At 62.2% G+C, this 19522-nt stretch carries 18 protein-coding genes; 9 read left to right on the top strand and 9 right to left on the bottom strand.

The window, feature by feature from the left end; translation table 11 throughout:
- The first annotated feature begins 150 nt into the window (after positions 1–150).
- The 3 genes from ACWTU7_RS07505 (at position 151) to ACWTU7_RS07495 (ending at position 3034) form a co-directional block, all read left to right on the top strand.
- Positions 151–1923: an AMP-binding protein gene (locus tag ACWTU7_RS07505; protein ID WP_455838505.1), complete on the top strand. Its 1773-nt coding sequence runs from the start codon at positions 151–153 to the stop codon at positions 1921–1923.
- A 295-nt stretch (positions 1924–2218) separates the two neighbouring features.
- A complete protein-coding gene (locus ACWTU7_RS07500; protein WP_065010942.1) occupies positions 2219–2692 on the top strand; it encodes a VOC family protein in 474 nt (157 codons plus the stop codon).
- A 195-nt stretch (positions 2693–2887) separates the two neighbouring features.
- Positions 2888–3034, top strand: coding sequence for a hypothetical protein (locus tag ACWTU7_RS07495; RefSeq protein ID WP_455846503.1), 147 nt, complete (start codon positions 2888–2890; stop codon positions 3032–3034).
- 82 nt (positions 3035–3116) lie between these two features.
- Here the strand turns inward: ACWTU7_RS07495 and ACWTU7_RS07490 are convergent, their stop codons facing one another.
- The 7 genes from ACWTU7_RS07490 to ACWTU7_RS07460 all read right to left on the bottom strand — a co-directional run bounded on the left by ACWTU7_RS07490 (position 3117) and on the right by ACWTU7_RS07460 (position 9698).
- Positions 3117–3830 carry a haloacid dehalogenase type II gene (locus tag ACWTU7_RS07490; RefSeq protein ID WP_455838507.1) on the bottom strand — a complete coding sequence of 238 codons (714 nt, stop codon included), beginning with the start codon at positions 3828–3830 and terminating at the stop codon, positions 3117–3119.
- 34 nt (positions 3831–3864) lie between these two features.
- The gene (locus ACWTU7_RS07485; RefSeq protein ID WP_455838508.1) at positions 3865–4221 is read right to left on the bottom strand and encodes an SDR family NAD(P)-dependent oxidoreductase; all 357 of its coding nucleotides are present in this window, start codon (positions 4219–4221) and stop codon (positions 3865–3867) included.
- Between the two features lie 50 nt (positions 4222–4271).
- Positions 4272–4796 carry a hypothetical protein gene (locus ACWTU7_RS07480; RefSeq protein WP_455838509.1) on the bottom strand — a complete coding sequence of 175 codons (525 nt, stop codon included), beginning with the start codon at positions 4794–4796 and terminating at the stop codon, positions 4272–4274.
- Positions 4797–5192: 396 nt separating this feature from the next.
- Entirely contained in the window at positions 5193–6614 is a 1422-nt protein-coding gene (locus tag ACWTU7_RS07475; protein ID WP_455838510.1) for a TRAP transporter large permease, read from the bottom strand.
- Positions 6611–7258 carry a TRAP transporter small permease subunit gene (locus ACWTU7_RS07470; protein ID WP_455838511.1) on the bottom strand — a complete coding sequence of 216 codons (648 nt, stop codon included), beginning with the start codon at positions 7256–7258 and terminating at the stop codon, positions 6611–6613. The genes ACWTU7_RS07475 and ACWTU7_RS07470 overlap by 4 nt, the downstream gene beginning before the upstream one ends.
- A gap of 71 nt (positions 7259–7329) precedes the next feature.
- A complete protein-coding gene (locus tag ACWTU7_RS07465; RefSeq protein WP_455838512.1) occupies positions 7330–8460 on the bottom strand; it encodes a TRAP transporter substrate-binding protein in 1131 nt (376 codons plus the stop codon).
- 329 nt (positions 8461–8789) lie between these two features.
- Entirely contained in the window at positions 8790–9698 is a 909-nt protein-coding gene (locus ACWTU7_RS07460; RefSeq protein ID WP_455838513.1) for a hydrogen peroxide-inducible genes activator, read from the bottom strand.
- Positions 9699–9875: 177 nt separating this feature from the next.
- Here ACWTU7_RS07460 and katG point away from each other — a divergent pair, with 177 nt between their 5' ends.
- Positions 9876–12071, top strand: a complete 2196-nt coding sequence (katG, locus tag ACWTU7_RS07455) for a catalase/peroxidase HPI (RefSeq protein ID WP_455838514.1) — start codon at positions 9876–9878, stop codon at positions 12069–12071.
- 112 nt (positions 12072–12183) lie between these two features.
- Here the strand turns inward: katG and ACWTU7_RS07450 are convergent, their stop codons facing one another.
- A complete protein-coding gene (locus tag ACWTU7_RS07450) occupies positions 12184–12879 on the bottom strand; it encodes an MIP/aquaporin family protein (protein ID WP_455838551.1) in 696 nt (231 codons plus the stop codon).
- Between the two features lie 209 nt (positions 12880–13088).
- Between ACWTU7_RS07450 and ACWTU7_RS07445 the strand changes: the two genes are divergently transcribed.
- The 4 genes from ACWTU7_RS07445 (at position 13089) to guaA (ending at position 17222) form a co-directional block, all read left to right on the top strand.
- The gene (locus ACWTU7_RS07445) at positions 13089–14378 is read left to right on the top strand and encodes an RsmB/NOP family class I SAM-dependent RNA methyltransferase (RefSeq protein WP_455838515.1); all 1290 of its coding nucleotides are present in this window, start codon (positions 13089–13091) and stop codon (positions 14376–14378) included.
- A 97-nt stretch (positions 14379–14475) separates the two neighbouring features.
- On the top strand, positions 14476–14934 hold the full coding sequence (locus ACWTU7_RS07440; RefSeq protein WP_029348345.1) for a PaaI family thioesterase: 459 nt from the start codon (positions 14476–14478) through the stop codon (positions 14932–14934).
- Between the two features lie 4 nt (positions 14935–14938).
- Positions 14939–15604: a 5'-methylthioadenosine/S-adenosylhomocysteine nucleosidase gene (locus ACWTU7_RS07435; RefSeq protein WP_455838516.1), complete on the top strand. Its 666-nt coding sequence runs from the start codon at positions 14939–14941 to the stop codon at positions 15602–15604.
- Positions 15605–15659: 55 nt separating this feature from the next.
- Positions 15660–17222 (top strand): glutamine-hydrolyzing GMP synthase, encoded by a 1563-nt coding sequence (guaA, locus tag ACWTU7_RS07430; RefSeq protein ID WP_095518987.1) that lies wholly within the window; start codon positions 15660–15662, stop codon positions 17220–17222.
- Positions 17223–17872: 650 nt separating this feature from the next.
- Here the strand turns inward: guaA and ACWTU7_RS07425 are convergent.
- Positions 17873–18520, bottom strand: coding sequence for a TetR/AcrR family transcriptional regulator (locus tag ACWTU7_RS07425; RefSeq protein ID WP_127208030.1), 648 nt, complete (start codon positions 18518–18520; stop codon positions 17873–17875).
- A gap of 107 nt (positions 18521–18627) precedes the next feature.
- Between ACWTU7_RS07425 and ACWTU7_RS07420 the strand changes: the two genes are divergently transcribed.
- A complete protein-coding gene (locus ACWTU7_RS07420; RefSeq protein WP_455838517.1) occupies positions 18628–19521 on the top strand; it encodes an NAD(P)/FAD-dependent oxidoreductase in 894 nt (297 codons plus the stop codon).
- Position 19522 lies beyond the last annotated feature (1 nt).

Below are 19522 nucleotides of genomic sequence, written 5' to 3'. Positions count from 1 at the left end.
GACCCCACCCGTCCATCCGTCTTCGGCGGCTGTCCACCCTCCCCTCAAGGGGCCCTCAAGGGGGGAGGGATGGCGCTCCAGTACCATCAACGGGATTTCCACCACCCCGGCAGGCTGATAGACTCGGCCTCGTCTGCGGAGGAGACGGCGATGCCGATCAATCTCGACGAGTTGAAGAATGCCACCAGTCTGCGCGGCCGCCGCCCGCGCAACGGCGGTACATTTGTCGCGCCGGTCGACGGCCGGGCGCATGTGTCGGGCGAGCGCACCGTTCCGCTGCTGCAGCAGACCATCCCGGCGCTGCTTTCGGACACCGTCAGCAGATACGGCACGCTCGATGCCGCGGTCTTCGTCGAACAGGACAAGCGCTTCACCTGGAGCGAACTTTCAGACACGGTGGATGCCCTGGCCGCAGGCTTCCTGGCGCTCGGTCTCGAAAAGGGAGACCGCGTCGGCATCTGGTCGCCGAACCGCTGGGAATGGCTGGTGACGCAATTCGCCACCGCGCGCATCGGCCTGATCCTGGTCAACATCAATCCGGCCTACCGGCTGACTGAGCTGGATTATGCGTTGAACAAGGTCGCTTGCCGAGCGCTGGTCACCGCCGCCAAATTCAAGACGTCCGACTATCTCGGCATGATCGAGACGCTCGCGCCGGAGATCGCGACTGCGACGCCCGGCAAACTTGAGTCGAAAAAATTGCCGGCGCTGAAGATCGTCATCCGCATGGGCGAGGAGAATTCTCCCGGCATGTTCAATTTCGCCGACGTTCTCGCGATGGCAGCACGCGACGAGCATGACAGCCTCGACCGGATCTCCGAGGGGCTGAAGCCCGGCGACGCCATCAACATCCAGTTCACCTCAGGCACGACAGGCGCGCCAAAGGGCGCGACGCTGACCCACAACAACATCGTCAACAACGGCAATTTCGTCACATCGGCGATCAGGCTGACCGTCGAGGATCGGTTGTGCATCCCGGTGCCGCTCTATCACTGCTTCGGCATGTCGATGGGCACGATCGGCTGCGTCACCAAGGGCGCAACCATGGTCTTCCCGGGCGAGGGCTTCGAAGCCGGCGCCACGCTGAAGGCAGTGGCGGGCGAGCGCTGCACCGGCCTCTACGGCGTGCCGACCATGTTCGTCGGCCTGCTCGACCATCCGGATTTTGACACCTTCGATCTCACCAGCTTGCGCACCGGCATCATGGCCGGCTCGCCGTGCCCGATCGAGGTGATGAAGAAGGTGGTGTCGCTGATGCACATGGCAGAGGTGACCATCGCCTATGGCATGACCGAGACCAGCCCGGTGTCGTTCCAGAGCAGCGTCGACGACCCACTGGAAAAACGCGTCTCGACGGTCGGCCGCGTCCATCCCCATGTCGAGGTCAAGGCGATCGATGCCGATGGCGCCACCGTTGCGGTCGGCGCGCCGGGCGAACTCTGCACGCGCGGCTATTCGGTGATGAAGGGCTATTGGGACGACGAGAAAAAAACCCGCGAGGCGATCGATCCCGACGGCTGGATGCACACCGGCGACCTCGCCACCATCGACGCCGAGGGCTATTGCAACATCGTCGGCCGGGTCAAGGACATGGTCATTCGCGGCGGCGAGAACGTCTATCCGCGCGAGGTCGAGGAGTTCCTCTATCGCCATCCCAAGGTCAGGGAAGTGCAGGTGTTCGGCATTCCCGACCCGAAATATGGCGAGGAGCTTTGCGCGTGGATTGTGCTCAAGCCGGGCCAGATCGCCACAGAGCAGGAGATCAAGGCCTTTTGCGCCGGCCAGATCGCCCATTACAAGATCCCGCGCCACGTCCGCTTTCGCACCGAATTGCCGATGACGGTGACCGGCAAGCCGCAGAAGTTTCTCATGCGCGAGGCGATGGTTGACGAACTGGGGCTGGTGACGCCGAAGACCGCCTGAGGGGCGGACCGGCGGAGCATCGTAGTCCTGTTGTCGTCTGGTTAGGCGTCGCAATGTTGGTCCGCCTTGCGGACGCTCCGAACATTCCCGACGCATTTCAGGAGCGGACCTTCGCTTATCGTCCGGAACCCGGGCCAAAGCGGACAGCGACGTTAAGGTAAGCTGCCCCTTTGCGATCACCCGTGCGAGACGGACTCTTCCGGGGGTGGAGAAAAGCGGTTGGCTACCTATTTCGGAAGAGAGCGGATGGGGAAACAAGGCCGAAATCTCAGCCCCAAAGCGAAAGGAACCCGCAATGGCAAAGAATACGATTTGCCTCTGGTACGATAAGGACGCCGAGGCTGCCGCCCGCTTCTACTCCGAGATATTTCCTGACAGCGTGGTGAGTGCCGTGCACCGTGCACCCAGTGACTACCCGGCCGGCAAAGAGGGCGACGTGTTGACGGTCGAATTCACAGTCGCGGGCCTTCCTTGTATCGGCCTCAACGGGGGTCCCGAGTTCAAGCACAACGAAGCGTTCTCTTTCCAGATCGCCACCGATGATCAGGAGGAGACCGACCGCTATTGGAATGCCATTGTCGGCAACGGCGGCCAGGAGAGCGTGTGCGGCTGGTGCAAAGACAAATGGGGGATTTCCTGGCAAATCACGCCGCGCGTGCTGACTGACGCGATGGCGGCTGGCGGCGACGAGGCAAAGCGCGCGTTTGATGCCATGATGACCATGGTGAAAATCGACGTCGCCGCGATCGAGGCGGCGCGGCGCGGTTGATGCTCCATCGCGATTTGCGGCCAATTGCTGCCAGAGCTTGTCCGCTCGCCGCCCAAGTGCGGCCGTCCAGCCACCAGCTTGCGCAGCGCGGCAGCCTTCGCATCAAGCTGGGCGATCGGGTGATAGTCGGCGATGTCATTGGCTTGCTCTGCAATACGGGCAACTCGACCGCTCCGCACCTTCATTTCCCTGGTGATGGCTGTCGCAGTCGGAGCCAGCGGGCTGTCGGTAGACGAAGGTTCGCTGAGCGTCAGGATCCTTATCGGAGCGCTTTCGAGTGCGATTATGTTCATCACCATTTTCGTGGTGCTCGACCATGCCGAGCGGTGGCTCGGCGTGTAGGCGAGCCGTACGGCACGCTGGTGCTGACTCTTTGCGGACAACGCGGCCTTTTGTTGCCGGCTGCCGGAGCGGCCCTCGCAACCTACTTCAGAACTGCAGCGAGTTCGATCAAGTCATTTGCCATGTATTCCCAACCGTCGCGCGGCTTGACAACGGCAGCCTTCGACGGGTCATGCGCATTTGCGCGAACGACATACGCCGTCTTCAATCCGCATCGACGCGCGGCGTCCAGATCGTAGTCGTGGGCGGCAACCAGCATCGCCCTGTCCGGCTCCACGCCCAGCAGCTCGCAGGCACGAAGATACACCTGTGGCATCGGCTTATAGGCCTCGGAGACATCAGCGCCGAGGATCGTATCCCATGGCAGCCCGGCATGTTTTGCCATGTCCACCAGAAGTCGGGTGTTCCCATCGGACAGCGGTGCGACGATAAAGCGTTCCTTCAATCTGAAAAGACCCTCCACCGAGTCCGGCCACGGCTTGAGGCGGTGCCAAGCCAGATTGAGATTTTCCAGTTCGGCGCTCGGTACAGCCGATGGCATCAAGCCATATCCTTTCAGACAGGCTTCCAGGTTCTCCATGTTGAGCAGATCGAGCGGGACAAAGGGCCGCCGACCGCAGCGAACGTCTTCAACCGATGCGTCATAGCGTCCGACCCAAGCATCGGCAAAAGCACTAGCGTCGATATGCAAAGCATCGTGGCGCTTCAGAAAAGAACTTGCCTCCGCCGCTATGCTGCCGCGCCAATCGACAACGGTCCCCAGGACGTCGAAGAACAATACCTCAACTTTCGTCACTTTAGCTCTCCATGCTCGTCGATTGGGGGGTCCGTCAGTCGCGGTAAGAGGGGTCGATCTTGTCGAGCTGCCGCTTGAGATAGTCGAAAACCTGATCGTTGTAGGGCAGCCAGCCGCCCGCTTTTCTATGCCAGATCGTTGGACATGACATTGAGCGGTTGCCCGTCGATCGGCCCCAGTGCTGACTCGATCTCGTCGGCGGCTGCGAATACTTGGGCGCGTCGGAAACATCGGCGGCTATGGCGAGAGCCTCGCCGCCCTCACCTTCGATTTCCACTGTCAGCTGGCTCAGAGCGGGCTTGTCGCGGGCGATCAAAGCGACCTTCGCACCCTCCCGCGCGAGGCGCAGCACAATAGCGCGCCCAATGCCAGCAGAAGCGCCGGTGATCACCGCTGTCTCTTCAGCCTCAATCCGACGGCGCCAGGTCGGTGCTGGCAAGGCTAAACCGCCGGTCCTTCGAGCCCGCTTCTCTCGTGCGATTTCCACAGGAACCAGCCGAGGACGGTACCGAAGAAAAATGTGTGGGCAATGAACTGCACGACCGGGCTTGCTTGCAGAAACCAGGGGAATGCGATCGGCGCGATCACATAGAAATTGACGAGCCACAAGGCGAGGCCAAAGATGCTGCCGAGACCAACGAAGGCTGCTCGCCCTCGCAGCATTGCGGCAATCTCCCCGAACACAATCCCATAGACGATGGCCAGGATCAAATGCACGACCACGCCAGCGATGCTGGCCGTCAAGAGCGGGTAGCCGGGATCGAGAGCTTCCGGTCCAAGCGCGATGGCGCCGATCATGCGCAGGGGCGTGAAGAACGCTTCCGCCCCCATCATGAACGCACTCGCGGTCATTTCAAACGCCGCAAAGACGAGGCCTGCGACAATGCCCGCAACGGCACCCTGCTGGAGTCCCCATCGGATGTCGCGCGGCGTCACCGGCGTGTGGATGTAATCACGGTAAGCCATAACACTGCTCCTTGTTCTGGACGCAGACTCATCCGCAAAACCAATGCCGGGCACGCGTCGGCGGTTCCGGGCGTTCGGCGCAACTCACGATGATTTGATTGAAGTTGATGTTCTCACGCCGAGCGGACGGTTCGGCCTTCGCCCGCATCGACGCTGCAGCCATGCAGCTTCCCCGCGACCGCCCCAATCCAGCTATTACCTCGCGCGAGACCTTAGCTGGCTCCATAGGTCGTAGCCCGCAAGGAGGACGCCGATGCCGACCGCAACGCCTAGATCGGGATGCGGGACGAACCGGATTACGACGCCGAAAAACGCCAGAAAGACAACAAACGCCAAGACGGCCAGGAAGCGGCTCAAATTCATCTATTGTCCTCCACTCGCCGCGGCATCCCCGTCTCAGCCTCCGTAGATCAGGTTGGGCAGCCCGTACACGATCTGCGGGAAGATGTAGATGATGACCATGCACAGGATAACGATCAGCATATAGGGCATCATTCCGCGGAAAATATCCGAAAGCTGAACATGCGGCGGCGAAATGCCCTTGAGGTAGTAGGCCGACATCGCCATGGGCGGCGACAGAAAGGCCGTCTGAAGGTTGACCGCGACGAGCACGCCGAAAAACAGCGGATCGATCTCGAAATGCGCCAACAGCGGCAGGAAGATCGGAACGAAGATCACGATAATCTCCGTCCATTCCAGCGGCCAGCCCAGGATGAAGATGATGATCTGGGCGACGATCAGAAACATCAGCGGCGACATGTCGAGGCCGGTGACGAAATCGCTGATCAGTTGCTGGCCTCCCAGATAGGCAAAGACCGAGGCGAAGGTCGCGGAGCCGACGAACAGCCAGCAGACCATCGCGGTCGTGCGCGCCGTCAAATAGACGGACTCCTTCAGGCGTTGCCAGGTCAGGGCGCGGTAGGCGGCGGCCAGCACGACGCCGCCGAGCGCGCCGATAGCGGCAGCCTCCGAAGGCGTGGCGAGGCCGAAGAGAATAGCGCCGAGCACCGCGAGGATCAGGACCGCCAGGGGGACGAAGGAGGTCAGCAGCATCCAGCTGATTTGCAGGACCGAATAGTGGCCTACCTCGTCTCGGGTCGGCTTCGGCGCCACCTGCGGCTGCAGCACCGCCTTCGCCACCACATAGATCAGATAGAGGCCGGCGAGCAGCAGTCCTGGAAGCAGGGCTGCCGCATACATACGAACCACCGACACACCCGCCGTCGCGCCATAGACGATGAGCAGAATGGACGGCGGAATGAGGATGCCGAGGGTTCCTCCCGCGCAGATCACTCCCGAGGCATAGCCGATGTCGTAACGCGCCTTCAGCATGGCGGGAAACGCCAGCAGGCCCATGAGTGTCACGACCGCGCCGACAATGCCTGTGGCCGTTGCGAAAAGGGTGCAGGTGATGAGGGCGGCGACCGCCATGGAGCCGGGAATGTGCCGGGTGGCGATATAGAGGGTGCCGAAAAGGCGCTCAATGATATTGGCCCGCTCGACGATGTAGCCCATGAACAGGAACAGAGGGATAGCAGTCAGCACGTCGTTCGAGATCACCGAATAAGTCTGATTCACGAACAGATCGAAAATGCGGTTGTTGAAGAAGCCGCCGACCCAATGCTCCACAAGCGTCCAGCCGTCGGCACCATCCTCAACCGCCCGTTCGTAGGCGCGCCACATGCGTCCCGGATTTAAATAAGCGTAGTAGCCAAAGGCGACCCCGAGCGCCATCAAAGTGAACGCAACCGGGAAGCCAAGGAAGATCGCCAGAAGCAGAATGAGCAGCATCGCGACGGCGACCTGAGGATCGCTCATCTGTCTTCTCCGTCGCGGTCGGGTTCATCGTCGGGGTGGAGGAATGGAAGGTCGACTGCTTCCGACCCGTGATGCAGAACATCGAGCGTCTTGGCTTCCATCAGCACCTTCTCGGTCTCTTCCACGTCTTCAGCCGCCCGCGGCCATGTTCCGGTTCGCAGACAGACGACGCAGCGGAACACCTGAGCAATCCCCTGCACGAAGAGCAGGATGCCTGCCGCCACGATGACGGCCTTGAACTGGAAGATCGGAATCCCGGCCGGACTGTTCGAGCTTACCTCGAGATAGCGGAAGCTGCGTGCGGCATACTTCCAGCCGGCCAGAATCAGCGCCGTGACGCCCGGGAAGAAGAAGATGATGTAGAGGACAAGTTCGACCGCCGCTTGCGTGCGCGGCTTCCACAGACGGTAGATGAAATCGCCGCGCACATGGCCATCTCGCGACAAGGTGTAGGCGCCGGCCATCATGAACATGGTGCCATAGAGCATGTAGCTGAGGTCGAATGCCCACGCGGTCGGCGCGCTGAACAGGTATCGCACGACAACTTCATAGCTCACGCCGAGCGTCATGATGACGACGCTCCAGGCGAACACCTTTCCAAACCATGCCGAAAGTTCATCGGCGAATGCAATGTAGCGGAGCATGTGCTGGATTCCGTCAGATGCAAATCCGGCGGTCCGCAAGACCGCCGGATTGCCGAAGCGGAGGCGCGAAATTAGAGCTTCAGCTTGCCTGGGAAATAATGTTCGTATGCCAGTGTCAGGTCGGCTGAATTCATCAGCTCGTAGTAGACAACGCGTTCGACCCATTGCCGCTGGCTATCGAGCACCCGCTTCATGAACTCATCCGCCTCCAGCGTCGGGATGATCTTGTCCCAAGCCTGGAGTTGTGCGTCGAGAATCTCCTTGGAGGTGCGGTGCACGGTGACACCGTGCTCGGTCTGCAGCTTCTGCAGGTCGGCTGAATAGCTGTGGAGGGCGAGCGCGGTGTTCGCGGTGCTGGCCGCCTCCACGCCATATTCGAGGATGGCCTTCAAATCGTCGTCGAGGTCGTCGAATACGTCCTTGTTGAACAGGAATTCAAACGACTCGCTCGCCTGATGATAGGACGACAAGATATAGTTCTTGGCGACGTCCTGCGAACCGAAGCGAAGGTCGGATGACGGATTGTTGAATTCGAAGGCGTCGATAACCCCGCGCTCCATGGCCGGCACGATTTCACCGCCGGGCAGCTGCGCCACGCTGAGGCCAAGGTTCTGCATGAGATCAGCGGCAAGGCCCACCGTCCGATACTTGAATCCCTGCAGTTCGGCGGTGGTGGTGACAGGCTTTTTGAACCAGCCGAACGGCTGCGCCGGCATCGGGAAGCCATAGAAGCCGACGACGTTCAGGCCCATGACGTCCTGCGTCAGCTCGCGGTAGAGATCCTTGCCGCCGCCCTGGTGGAACCAGGCGAGCATGGTGGTGGCGCTGCCGCCAAACACAGGGCCAGTTCCGAAAAGCGACGCGGCCTTGTGCTTGCCATACCAGTAGACGGGGACCGTGTGCGCGGCGTCGATGACGCCGTCATTGACGCCATCCAGCACCTGGAAGGCACCCACGACCGCACCCGCGGGCAGGAGCTCGAACTTCAGCCGGCCGCCCGACATCTTTTCGACGCGCTCTATGTATTGCCGCGCGAAATCCATCCAGATGTCCGAAGCAGGCCAGGAGGTCTGCATCTTGATGGTGACCGGCGCCTGCGCCAGCACGGCCGGGGCCGCGAGCGTCGTTGCTGCAGCCGCACCGGCCGTGATGGCGGTAGACTTTTCCAGGAACCCGCGACGCGAGATTTTGTTGTCGGACATTTTATTCCTCCCGTTGTTGTAAACTCTTCTCCCACAACCAGAATATGCAAACTCGCCCTTCACGCAACCAATTTCGCTGCCACTGATATCGGACCTCGGGCATTTGGTCCGGCACAAGCGCCACTGTGTTTCCGCATCCGACTTTTTAGTAGTCGGCGCAAGTCGTTCATCTGGCTCCCATGACGAATGTAGGACTGCTGCGCAGGCTGCCAAGGCGGTCGTAACGATCCCCAGTGTTGGCCGTCCCGAAAAGACCCTGTTTATGGAAGCATAGGCCCCTTGCTCGCAGCTTGGAAGCGAGATTGAGGTCAATCGGACGCCTCTGATCCTCACGCCGCCAGCACCGCCTGATCCAGCCCGCGGATAATCTTTGCCAGTTCGAGACATTCGTCGTGCCGGACCTTGTTGCGCCGCCAGGCGAGGCAGATCGTGCGCTGCGGCATTGGTTCCTGGAACGGCACGATCTTCAAATCGCGCATGGCGCTGGCCGGCCCTGCGGCCATTTCCGGGATGAGTGTGACGCCGAGCCCGTGCGCCACCATCTGCAGCAGCGTCGTCAGGCTGGTTGCGCCATAGCTCGCCATTGCCACCGGCCGCACGCTGCCGCAGACGGCAAGCGCCTGTTCGCGCAGGCAGTGGCCTTCCTCCAGCAGCATCAGCCTTTCCAAGGCCGGGCTTTCCGGCGGCACCGGCGGCGAGGCGAATGCGGGATCGCCGGCCGGCACGGCAAGGAAGAATCGGTCGGAGAAAAGCTGCTCGGTGATCAGCCACGGCTGATCGAGGGGAACGGCCGCGATGAAGGCGTCGAGCTTTCCCAGGGCGGTGTCCTCGACCAGGGACGCCGTCACCGCTTCGCGCAATTCGAGCTGCAAGGCCGGAAAATGCCGTTTCAGCTCCGGCAGCACATGCGGCAGGAGATAGGGCGCCACCGTCGGGATGATGCCGAGCCGGAAGCGTCCTTCCATGGCGGGTCGGCCACGCCGGGCCGTGGTCTCGATCTCGCGGATATCGGCAAGAATGCGCTCGATGCGCGGCAGCATGGCCAGTGCCTCGTCGGTCATCCGAACCGATTTGCTGCCGCGCTCGAACAGCCGGCAATTCAGCCGCAGCTCCATCTCCGCGATCTGCGAGGACAGCGCCGGCTGACTGACGCCGGCCAGCTTCGCCGCGCGGCCGAAATGCAGCGTCTGTGCCAGCGCCTCGAAATATTGCATCTGCCGGATGGTGAGACCTATCATAAGGAAAACCTATCGCAACTAACAGGAAAGGCAATTTGTTTTTATCGGCAATGCGGCCTAGTCTGGAACCATTCCAGAATGGCGTGGCTCAAGGCCCGTCGGGAAAATCAACAATCCCGGAAATCGACAAATCCCGGAAATCCACAAATCCCGGAAATCCACAAATCGGAGAGAACGATGGACGCAATGACTGATGACCCAAGCGCGGGCAAGTGCCCGGTCGTGCACGCAACCGCTGCCAGGGCCAATCGCGATTGGTGGCCGAACCAGCTGAACGTCCAGGTCCTCCACCAGCAGTCCGCACTGTCCGACCCGATGGGCGAGGCATTCGACTATGCCAAGGAATTCAGGAGTCTCGACCTGAACGCCGTGATCAAGGACCTGCATGCCCTGATGACGGACTCACAGGAGTGGTGGCCGGCCGACTTTGGCCATTACGGGCCACTGTTCATCCGCATGGCCTGGCACAGCGCCGGCACGTACCGTATCGGCGACGGCCGCGGCGGCGCCGGAGCCGGCCAGCAGCGCTTTGCGCCGCTCAACAGCTGGCCGGACAACGTCAATCTCGACAAGGCTCGCCGGCTGCTGTGGCCCATCAAGCAGAAATACGGCCGCAAGATCTCCTGGGCCGACCTCATGATTCTCACCGGCAACGTCGCCCTGGAATCGATGGGCTTCAAGACCTTCGGTTTCGCCGGCGGGCGCGCCGACGTCTGGGAGCCAGAACAGGACATCTACTGGGGTCCCGAAGGCAAGTGGCTGGCCGACGAGCGCTATAGCGGTGAACGCGATCTCCAGAACCCTCTCGCCGCCGTGCAGATGGGTCTGATCTACGTCAACCCCGAAGGGCCGAACGGCAACCCGGATCCGCTCGCCGCGGCGCGCGATATCCGCGAGACCTTCGCACGCATGGCAATGAACGACGAGGAGACCGTCGCACTCATCGCCGGCGGACACACCTTCGGCAAGACCCACGGCGCCGGCGATGCGACTCTGGTAGGCCCGGAGCCGGAAGCTGCCGGCATCGAAGAGCAGGGCCTCGGCTGGACGAACACATTTGGCACCGGCAAAGGCGGTGACGCGATCGGCAGCGGCCTGGAAGTGACCTGGACGACGACGCCGACGAAGTGGGGCAACAACTTCTTCGACAACTTGTTCGGCTTCGAATGGGAGCTGACCAAGAGCCCGGCCGGCGCGCACCAGTGGACGCCGAAGGGCGGCGCCGGCGCGGGCACGGTGCCCGATGCGCATAACCCGGCAAAGCGTCACGCGCCTTCGATGCTGACCACAGACCTCGCTCTGCGGTTCGATCCTGCCTACGAAAAGATATCCAGGCGCTTCCATCAGAATCCGGACCAGTTCGCCGATGCCTTCGCCCGCGCGTGGTACAAACTCACCCACCGCGACATGGGCCCGATCGTGCGCTATCTCGGCCCGCTCGTTCCCAAGGAGGAGCTGCCGTGGCAGGATCCTATACCTGCAGTCGATCATGTGCTGGTCGACGAGCTGGACGTGGCCGCCCTGAAGGCGAAGATCCTCGCCTCCGGTCTTTCGGTGCCGCAGCTGGTCTCGACGGCCTGGGCGTCCGCCTCGACCTTCCGTGGCTCCGACAAGCGCGGTGGCGCCAACGGCGCGCGCATTCGCCTCGCGCCGCAGAAGGATTGGGACGTCAACCAGCCGGCTCAGTTGGCGAAGGTGCTGGAGAAACTCGAAGCGATCCAACAGGAGTTCAATGCTTCACAGTCCGGCGACAAGAAAGTCTCGCTTGCCGACCTGATCGTCATTGGCGGCGGCGCCGCAATCGAAAAGGCCGCGAAGGACGCCGGCAACGAAGTGAAAGTTCCGTTCACGCCGGGGCGCATGGACGCGTCGCAGGAGCAGACCGACGTCGATTCCTTCGCCCCGCTCGAACCGGCCGCCGACGGTTTCCGCAACTATCTCAGCGGCAGGCAGCGTTTGTCGCCTGAGGAGGCGCTGGTGGATCGGGCGCAATTGCTGACGCTGACGGCACCGGAGATGACAGTCCTCGCCGGTGGCCTGCGCGTGCTCGGCGCAAACGCCGACCAGTCCAGCCACGGCGTCTTCACCAGTCGGCCTGAGACGCTGACCAACGACTTCTTCGTCAACCTGCTCGACATGGGTACGGTGTGGAAGTCGACATCGGAGGCCAAGGACGTTTTCGAAGGACGCGACCGGACGACAGGCGAGCTCAGGTGGAGCGGCACCCGCGTCGACCTCATCTTCGGCTCGCACTCGCAGCTGCGGGCGCTCGCAGAAGTCTATGCGACCGCGGACGCCAAGGAGAAATTTGCCAACGATTTCGTGGCGGCGTGGAACAAGGTGATGAACGCCGATCGCTTCGAACTCGCCTGATCGGCGCCAAAGTCCGGAGCGGGATAGCTTCTCGCCTGCGGTAAGTTTCTCGAGTCTCATCAAGAAAGGCGCGGGCCTGGCCCGCGCCTTTCTTGATGCAGCCCTTCGACTGTCAATCCTTCTCGAAGATGCGGGTCTTGGCAACCACGCCGGCGATGGCGCCGCCGATCAGCGGTGCGACGATGAACAGCCAGAGCTGGCCGATCGCGGCACTGTCCGAAAACAGCGCCGGGCCGATCGAGCGGGCCGGGTTGAGCGATGTGCCGGTCACCGGAATGATGGCGAAATGCAGTCCCGCCAGCGTCAGGCCGATGACAAGGCCGGCAAAGGCCGTCGTGTGGCTGCCGCTGGTGACGCCGAGGATCACCGTCACGAAGGTGAAAGTTCCGATCAGCTCCCACAGGAACGCCGAGCTGACGCCCCACTTCGTTGCATCCCAGCCATTGGCGCCGAAGCCGCCTGTATGGCCGCCGACTTGTCCGGAGACGATGATCCATAGCGCCAGCGACGCAATGATGGCGCCGATGATCTGTGCGATCCAATAGGGGATGACGTCCTTGGCCTGCATTCGGCCGGCGAGGAACACGCCGAGCGTCACCGCCGGGTTGAGATGCGCGCCCGAAATCGGGCCGATTGCATAGGCCGCCGCAATCAGGCCGATGCCGAATGCAAGACCGATGCCTTCCTGGCCAAGCGGCAGCGCGCCGCCGAAGCCGCCAGTCACCACCGAAGCCGTACCGATGAACACCAGTAGAAATGTGCCTAAAACTTCCGCCAGATAAGTCTTCATTGCCCTCTCCTTCGTAATTTCCCGCCGATCCGCTTGCAGTTCTTCGCGAATCACGCAGCGGAAGACTACCGCAACTTCAAAAGTTTGAAAGCACAAGCAATGCACCGATTAGAGCCGCGGATGCCAACGGGGCTGCTTCGATCTGGCATCCGGGACTCTCCCGCTTGTGTGCGCCAGTCGGTCGCTTTAGAGCAGGGAAATTGATTTGCTGAGTAACGGATAAGAAAATGCGACTGGGCGGACGGCTGGCGGCGGCCATCGAAGTGCTGGAGGATATCGGCCGACGACACCGGCCGGTGGCCGACGCGCTGAAGGATTGGGGCCTGGCGCACCGCTTCGCCGGAGGCGGCGATCGCGCGGCGATCGGCAACATCGTCTATGACGCGCTGCGCCGGAAACGCTCGGCCGGGTTTTTGCTGGGCGAAGATACGCCGCGCGCCATCGGTTTTGGCGCGCTGCTGCTTGAATGGAACCAGACGGCGCAGTCGCTGAACGAAGCGCTCGACGGCGACAAGTTTGCGCCGCCGCTGTTGAACGACGGTGAACTGAGGGCCGTCACCGATCGCCGGCTCGACGCTGCGCCGTCGGCGGTACGGGCTGATATTCCGGATTGGTGCGAACCGCTTTTCGAGCAGGCCTTTGGCGCCAGCTGGGTCGACGAAGGTGCGGCGTTAGCGACCCGCCCACCGCTGGACCTCAGGGTCAACACGCTGCGGGCCGACCGCGGCAAGGTGCTCGCGGAGCTGGCCGGGACCGGCGCCAGGGCTGCACGGATCGCACCGCACGGCATTCGCATCCCGCCGATCGCGGGCAACGGCAGGCACCCGAACGTGCAGGCGGAACCGGCCTTCCAGAAAGGCTGGTTCGAGGTTCAGGACGAAGGCTCGCAGATCGCCGCCACGCTGGCTGGCGCGGAGGCCGGAATGCAGGTCCTCGACTTTTGCGCCGGAGCCGGCGGCAAGACCCTGGCACTGTCGGCGGCGATGGACAATCGCGGCCAGGTGTTTGCCCATGATGCCGAAAAGGCGCGGTTGGCGCCGATCTTCGAACGCATCCGGCGCTCGGAAAACCGCAACGTGCAAATCGTCACCAAGCCGGCCGAGCTCAGCACCCTTTCGGGCCACATGGATATCGTCCTGGTCGACGCGCCCTGCACCGGCAGCGGCACATGGCGGCGCCGGCCCGATGCCAAATGGCGGCTGACGCAGAAGCAGCTCGATGCACGCAAAGGCGAGCAATCGGCGATCCTCGATGCGGCCAAAGCCTTCGTCAAACCGGGCGGGCTGCTGGTCTACATCACCTGCTCGGTGTTCGACGAGGAGAATGGCGAACAGGTCGCTGCCTTCCGAGATCGTAACAGCGGCTTTGTCCCGGTCGATCACCGCCAGCTCTGGAACAGCCGCTTTCCGGGCCACGAGACGGCTGCACGTATCGGCGCCGCAGGCGGCATTTCGCTGTCGCCGGCGCTGAGCGGTACCGATGGATTTTATGTCTGTGCGCTGCGCAAGGACGGCTGAACCATGCCGGCGGACCTGATTGCTGCAGTGCAGCAATAGCGATTGCCTGTCGCTCCTGCCTCTGCAATAAGATTTCAGACAGGAGCGTGACAAGCCCATGGCAGCAAAGATCGTACCCGCCCCCGACTATGAGGATCGCGTCAGGACATCCTTCGCGCGCCAGAACGCCATGACGACCATCGGCGCCGAGCTGACGCTGGTGACGCCCGGCATCATCGAGATCGAGATGCCCTATTCGACGGCGCTGACCCAGCAGCATGGCTTCCTTCATGCCGGGGTCATTTCGACGGCGCTGGACTCGGCCTGCGGCTATGCGGCTTTCTCGCTGATGCCCGAGAATTCGGGCGTGCTCACTATTGAGTTCAAGGTCAATCTGCTAGCGCCGGGCCGGGGCGAACGCTTCCTGTTCCGCGGCTCGGTGACGAAGCCCGGCCGCACCATCATCGTCGCCGACGGCCAGGCCTATGCCTTCGCCGTCGACGGCGAGGCCAAGCTGATCGCCACCATGACTGGAACGATGATGACGGTGGTCGGTCGCGATGGCATTGAAGGCTGATCCGATGCGCAGGGCCGTCAGAATTGCGGGTAGGGACGTGCTCTTCGTGATGGCGGCGCAGGCCGAATACGGCCCTCATCTGCAGCGGCTGTTCTCGCCTGTCATGACCGGCGTTGGACCGGTCGAGGCGGGCGTGAGGCTGGGCGCGGAACTGTCATGGCTGAAGTCTGAAAAGGCGCTGCCGGATCTCGTCGTGTCGCTCGGTTCGGCGGGTAGCCGGACACTGGAACAGACGGAAATCTACCAGGCCGTTTCGGTCGCCTACCGTGACATCGACGCCTCGCCTTTGGGCTTCGAGAAGGGCGCGACGCCGTTTCTCGACCTGCCGGTGACCGTACCGCTGCCGCTCAGGATCCCTGATATAAGGGAGGCGACGCTGTCGACCGGCGCAGCCATCATTTCCGGCAGCGCCTATGATGCGATTGCCGAGGATATGGTCGACATGGAGACCTTCGCCTGCCTGCGAGCCTGCCAATTGTTCGGCGTGCCGCTCGTCGGCCTGCGCGGCATTTCCGACGGGGCTGCCGATCTCAGGCATGTCGGCGACTGGAAGGAGTATCTCCACGTCATCGACGAGAAGCTGGCGGATGCGGTCACGCGGCTGGAACGGGCGATCGGGTCCGGCGCCCTGGAATTTGGACCGTCGCATGAAGACGCTGAATCGGATTGAGGGAGGCACCTCGCAACCCATTGCGCCGACTCATTTCTTTCTCTAAACGCTCGCCATGAAGATAGCCAATCATCCCGACACCGTCCTGATTGTCGATTTCGGCAGCCAGTTCACGCAGCTCATCGCCAGGCGCATCCGCGAGGCCGGCGTCTTTTCCGAGATCGTGCCGTTCCAGTCGGCCGAAGCGGCGTTCAAGCGCATCAATCCGAAGGCGGTGATCCTGTCCGGCGGCCCGGCCTCGACCGGCGACATCGGCAGCCCGCGCGCGCCGCAGATCGTCTTCGACGCCGGCGTGCCGGTTCTCGGCATCTGCTATGGCCAGATGGCCATGTGCGTGCAGATGGGCGGCGTCGCCGAAAGCTCCGACCATCGCGAATTCGGCCGTGCCTTCGTCGAGATCCAGAAGGACAGCCCGCTGTTTGAGGGCCTGTGGGCGCCCGGCCAGCGCCACCAGGTGTGGATGAGCCATGGCGACCGCGTCATCTCCCTGCCCAAGGGATTTGAGGTGTTCGGAAAATCGGAAGGCTCGCCCTTCGCCATCTTCGGCAATGTCGAGCGCAAGATGTACGGCATCATGTTTCACCCCGAAGTGGTGCACACGCCGGACGGCGCCCGGCTGCTGCAAAACTTTGTCCACAAGATCGCCGGCATCGAGGGCGACTGGACGATGCGCGCCTACCGCGAGCACGCGGTCGAGACGATCCGCAAGCAGGTCGGCAAGGGCAAGGTCATCTGCGCGCTTTCGGGCGGCGTCGATTCCTCGGTCGCCGCGCTGCTGATCCATGAGGCGGTCGGCGACCAGCTCACCTGCATCCTTGTCGACCACGGGCTGATGCGCAAGGACGAGGCATCTGGTGTGGTGGAGATGTTTCGCCAGCACTACAATCTGCCGCTCATCCTGGTCGACGCCTCGGACCGTTTTATCGGCGCGCTCGAGGGCGAGTCGGACCCGGAAAAGAAGCGCAAGACCATCGGCCGGCTGTTCATCGAGGTGTTCGAGGAAGAGGCCGAGAAGCTTGGCGGCGCCGATTTCCTGGCGCAGGGCACGCTCTATCCCGACGTTATCGAAAGCGTTTCCTTCACCGGCGGCCCGTCGGTGACGATCAAGTCGCACCACAATGTCGGCGGCCTGCCCGAGCGCATGAACATGCAACTGGTCGAGCCGCTGCGCGAATTGTTCAAGGACGAGGTGAGGGCGCTCGGCAGGGAGCTCGGCCTGCCCGACAGCTTCATCGGTCGGCATCCGTTTCCCGGCCCCGGTCTCGCCATCCGCTGCCCAGGCAGCATCACCCGCGAAAAGCTGGAGATCCTGCGCGAGGCCGACGCCATCTATCTCGACGAAATCCGCAAGGCCGGCCTCTACGACGCCATCTGGCAGGCCTTCGCCGTGCTGCTGCCGGTGCAGACCGTCGGTGTGATGGGCGATGGCCGCACCTATGAATTCGTCTGCGCGCTACGCGCTGTCACCTCGGTCGACGGCATGACGGCGGATTTCTACCACTACGACATGGCGTTCCTCGGTGCCGCCGCCACCCGCATCATCAACGAGGTGCGCGGCATCAACCGCGTCGTTTACGACGTGACGAGCAAGCCGCCGGGTACAATCGAGTGGGAGTGACGGGAAACGGCGATGATAGGCGGCTCTAGCGTAGTATTTCGTAGAAAATACAATGACTTGCGGGCAGGGCAGACTGCTAGCCAAGGCACATTATCAATGGAATTGACAAACCTCAAAGTCATTGAAATCGTTAAGTTTATCGGAGCGCTTGGCGCGGCTCGCAGCTTGTAGCAGATCACTCTGACGGTACTTTTGACGGTGCTTTTCGTATCCGACAGAGCATTCTAAAAGGTACCGTCATTCGTTTTTAGAGTTTGACGGTACTTTTCTGTGTGTCAACGCTTTGAAATATATAACGAAAATGCCCCGTAGCATGACATTTCCGCGCTGACGGTACTTTAGTTATCGACATACATAGTTTCAGCTTTGGCTGTGGTACCGATCGATGTTCCGGACCCGATCGCATATCGTCGGATGGCACCGTCGCATCACCTATCAAATGTTGTCCCAACTGCTGCCGGATCTGCAATGAAGAGAAGTGTCGACCGCATCCAGGCGGGAGCTTGGACCGCGGTAGATGCGAGCGTCTTTTATGGTTGGGAGAAAGATGAGGTGCCGCGATCTGTGCAAGCTCGGCCGCGCGCGCCGGCCCAATATGACGAAGCGCCTGGACCACGGTCCCGGCCAAGCTGCCCGGAGCAATCAAATGCTTATCCGCCCGCGTGGTCGTTGCCACCGTGCGCGGCGATGAACATGGCGACGGCCGACCGGCAATAGGATTCGATTTCGTTGTCGTCCTCTGCTCTCGCCTGATCGAAGCGTGCGATAATCAGGAGATCGGATCCTTTGAAAAGCGCGGCAAACAAGCGGGCAGACCGGAGAGGATCGGGCACGTTCAGAACCGCCTTCGCGTGCAACTGGCGCAACAGGGCCTCGATTTGGGCGATGACATGGGCGGGGCCGGCTTCATAGTGGAGCTTGCTCAACGACTTTTGACTCGTCCTGTCGGCCATGACCATGGCTTCGACACTGCGGACGTCCGGGCGTAACAGCGTGCGAAGCAGGGATGATCCCACCGCCATGAGCTGCTCTTCGGCCGAACCGTCGACGCCTTCAAAAAGGGCCTGTGGTACAAACTGATGGCAGCGGGCCGCAAAGGCCGCGCTGAACAGCGCCTCTTTGTTCTCGAAGTGCCGATAGATGCTGAGCTTGGATATCTTCGCTCGCTGGGCGACCTTGTCCAATGTCGTCGCTTGAAAACCCAATTCCGCAAAGAGTTCGCCCGCGGCGTCCACTATCGTTTGGCCAAGCGTCTCGTTGGCGGGCCGGCCGCGCCGGGCCTGACTATTTTCGCTCACGACAATTCCAGTCCTTGACAGTATCCTAATTCTTGAATTACGATACCATGTAGTATCTGAAATGTGCAAGCCAGGCCCAGCCCAACCACAACACGGAGCCCATCACCATGGATGACGTCATCATCATCGGCGGCAGCTTTGCCGGTCTCGCCGGCGCCCTGCAGCTCGGCCGTGCCCGCCGCAAGGTCACCGTTCTCGATACCGGCCTGCCGCGCAACCGCTTCGCCGGCCACTCGCATGGTCTGCTCGGCCACGATCACAAGCCACCGCTGGACATCCTGGCCGAGGCGCGGCAGCAGCTGGCGCGCTATCCCACGATCAGGCTGGTCAATGCCCGGGCCGACAGCGTCTCCGGCGCCGTCGACGATTTCTCCGTCCTCACTGCCGATGGCGCAAGCCTTGGGGCGCGCCGCCTGATCCTGAGCTATGGCGTCGCCGACCAGATGCCTGATGTTCCGGGCTTTGCCGAAGGCTGGGGCACGTCCATCGTGCCCTGCCCCTATTGCGACGGCTTTGAAGTCGCCGGCCAGCATTGGGGCCTCGTCTGGTCCGGCCCGCAGTCGCACAACCAGGTCAGGCTGTTCCACGATTGGACCGACAGGTTGACGCTCTTCGCCGATGGTCACGACATTCCGCCCGATATCCGGGCCGATCTGGCGCGTCGCAACATACCTGTCGTCGAGGGCCGGATCACCGAGATCGCCCATCACGGGGGCCATAGCGCCACCGTCAAGCTCGATACCGGCCCCGATGTCGCGGTCGACATCCTATTCGCGCATCCGCGCAACAAGCCGTCCGCAAGCCTGCATGAATCACTGGGCCTCGCCACGGTCGATACGCCCCTCGGCGTCGCCCTCAAGGTCGACGAGCGCCGCGAAACCAGCATGCCCGGCATCTACGCCGCCGGCGACCTCGCCAACCCCCTCATGCCCTCGGTCACCACGGCATCATGGCAAGGCGCGATGGCGGGTATCTTCGCCCAGCAGTCGATGCTGGTTTGAA

The organism is Mesorhizobium sp. BHscii (assembly GCF_053848065.1).
Note: the sequence above shows the minus strand (reverse complement) of the source record. Positions and strands in the feature narration are given on the sequence as shown.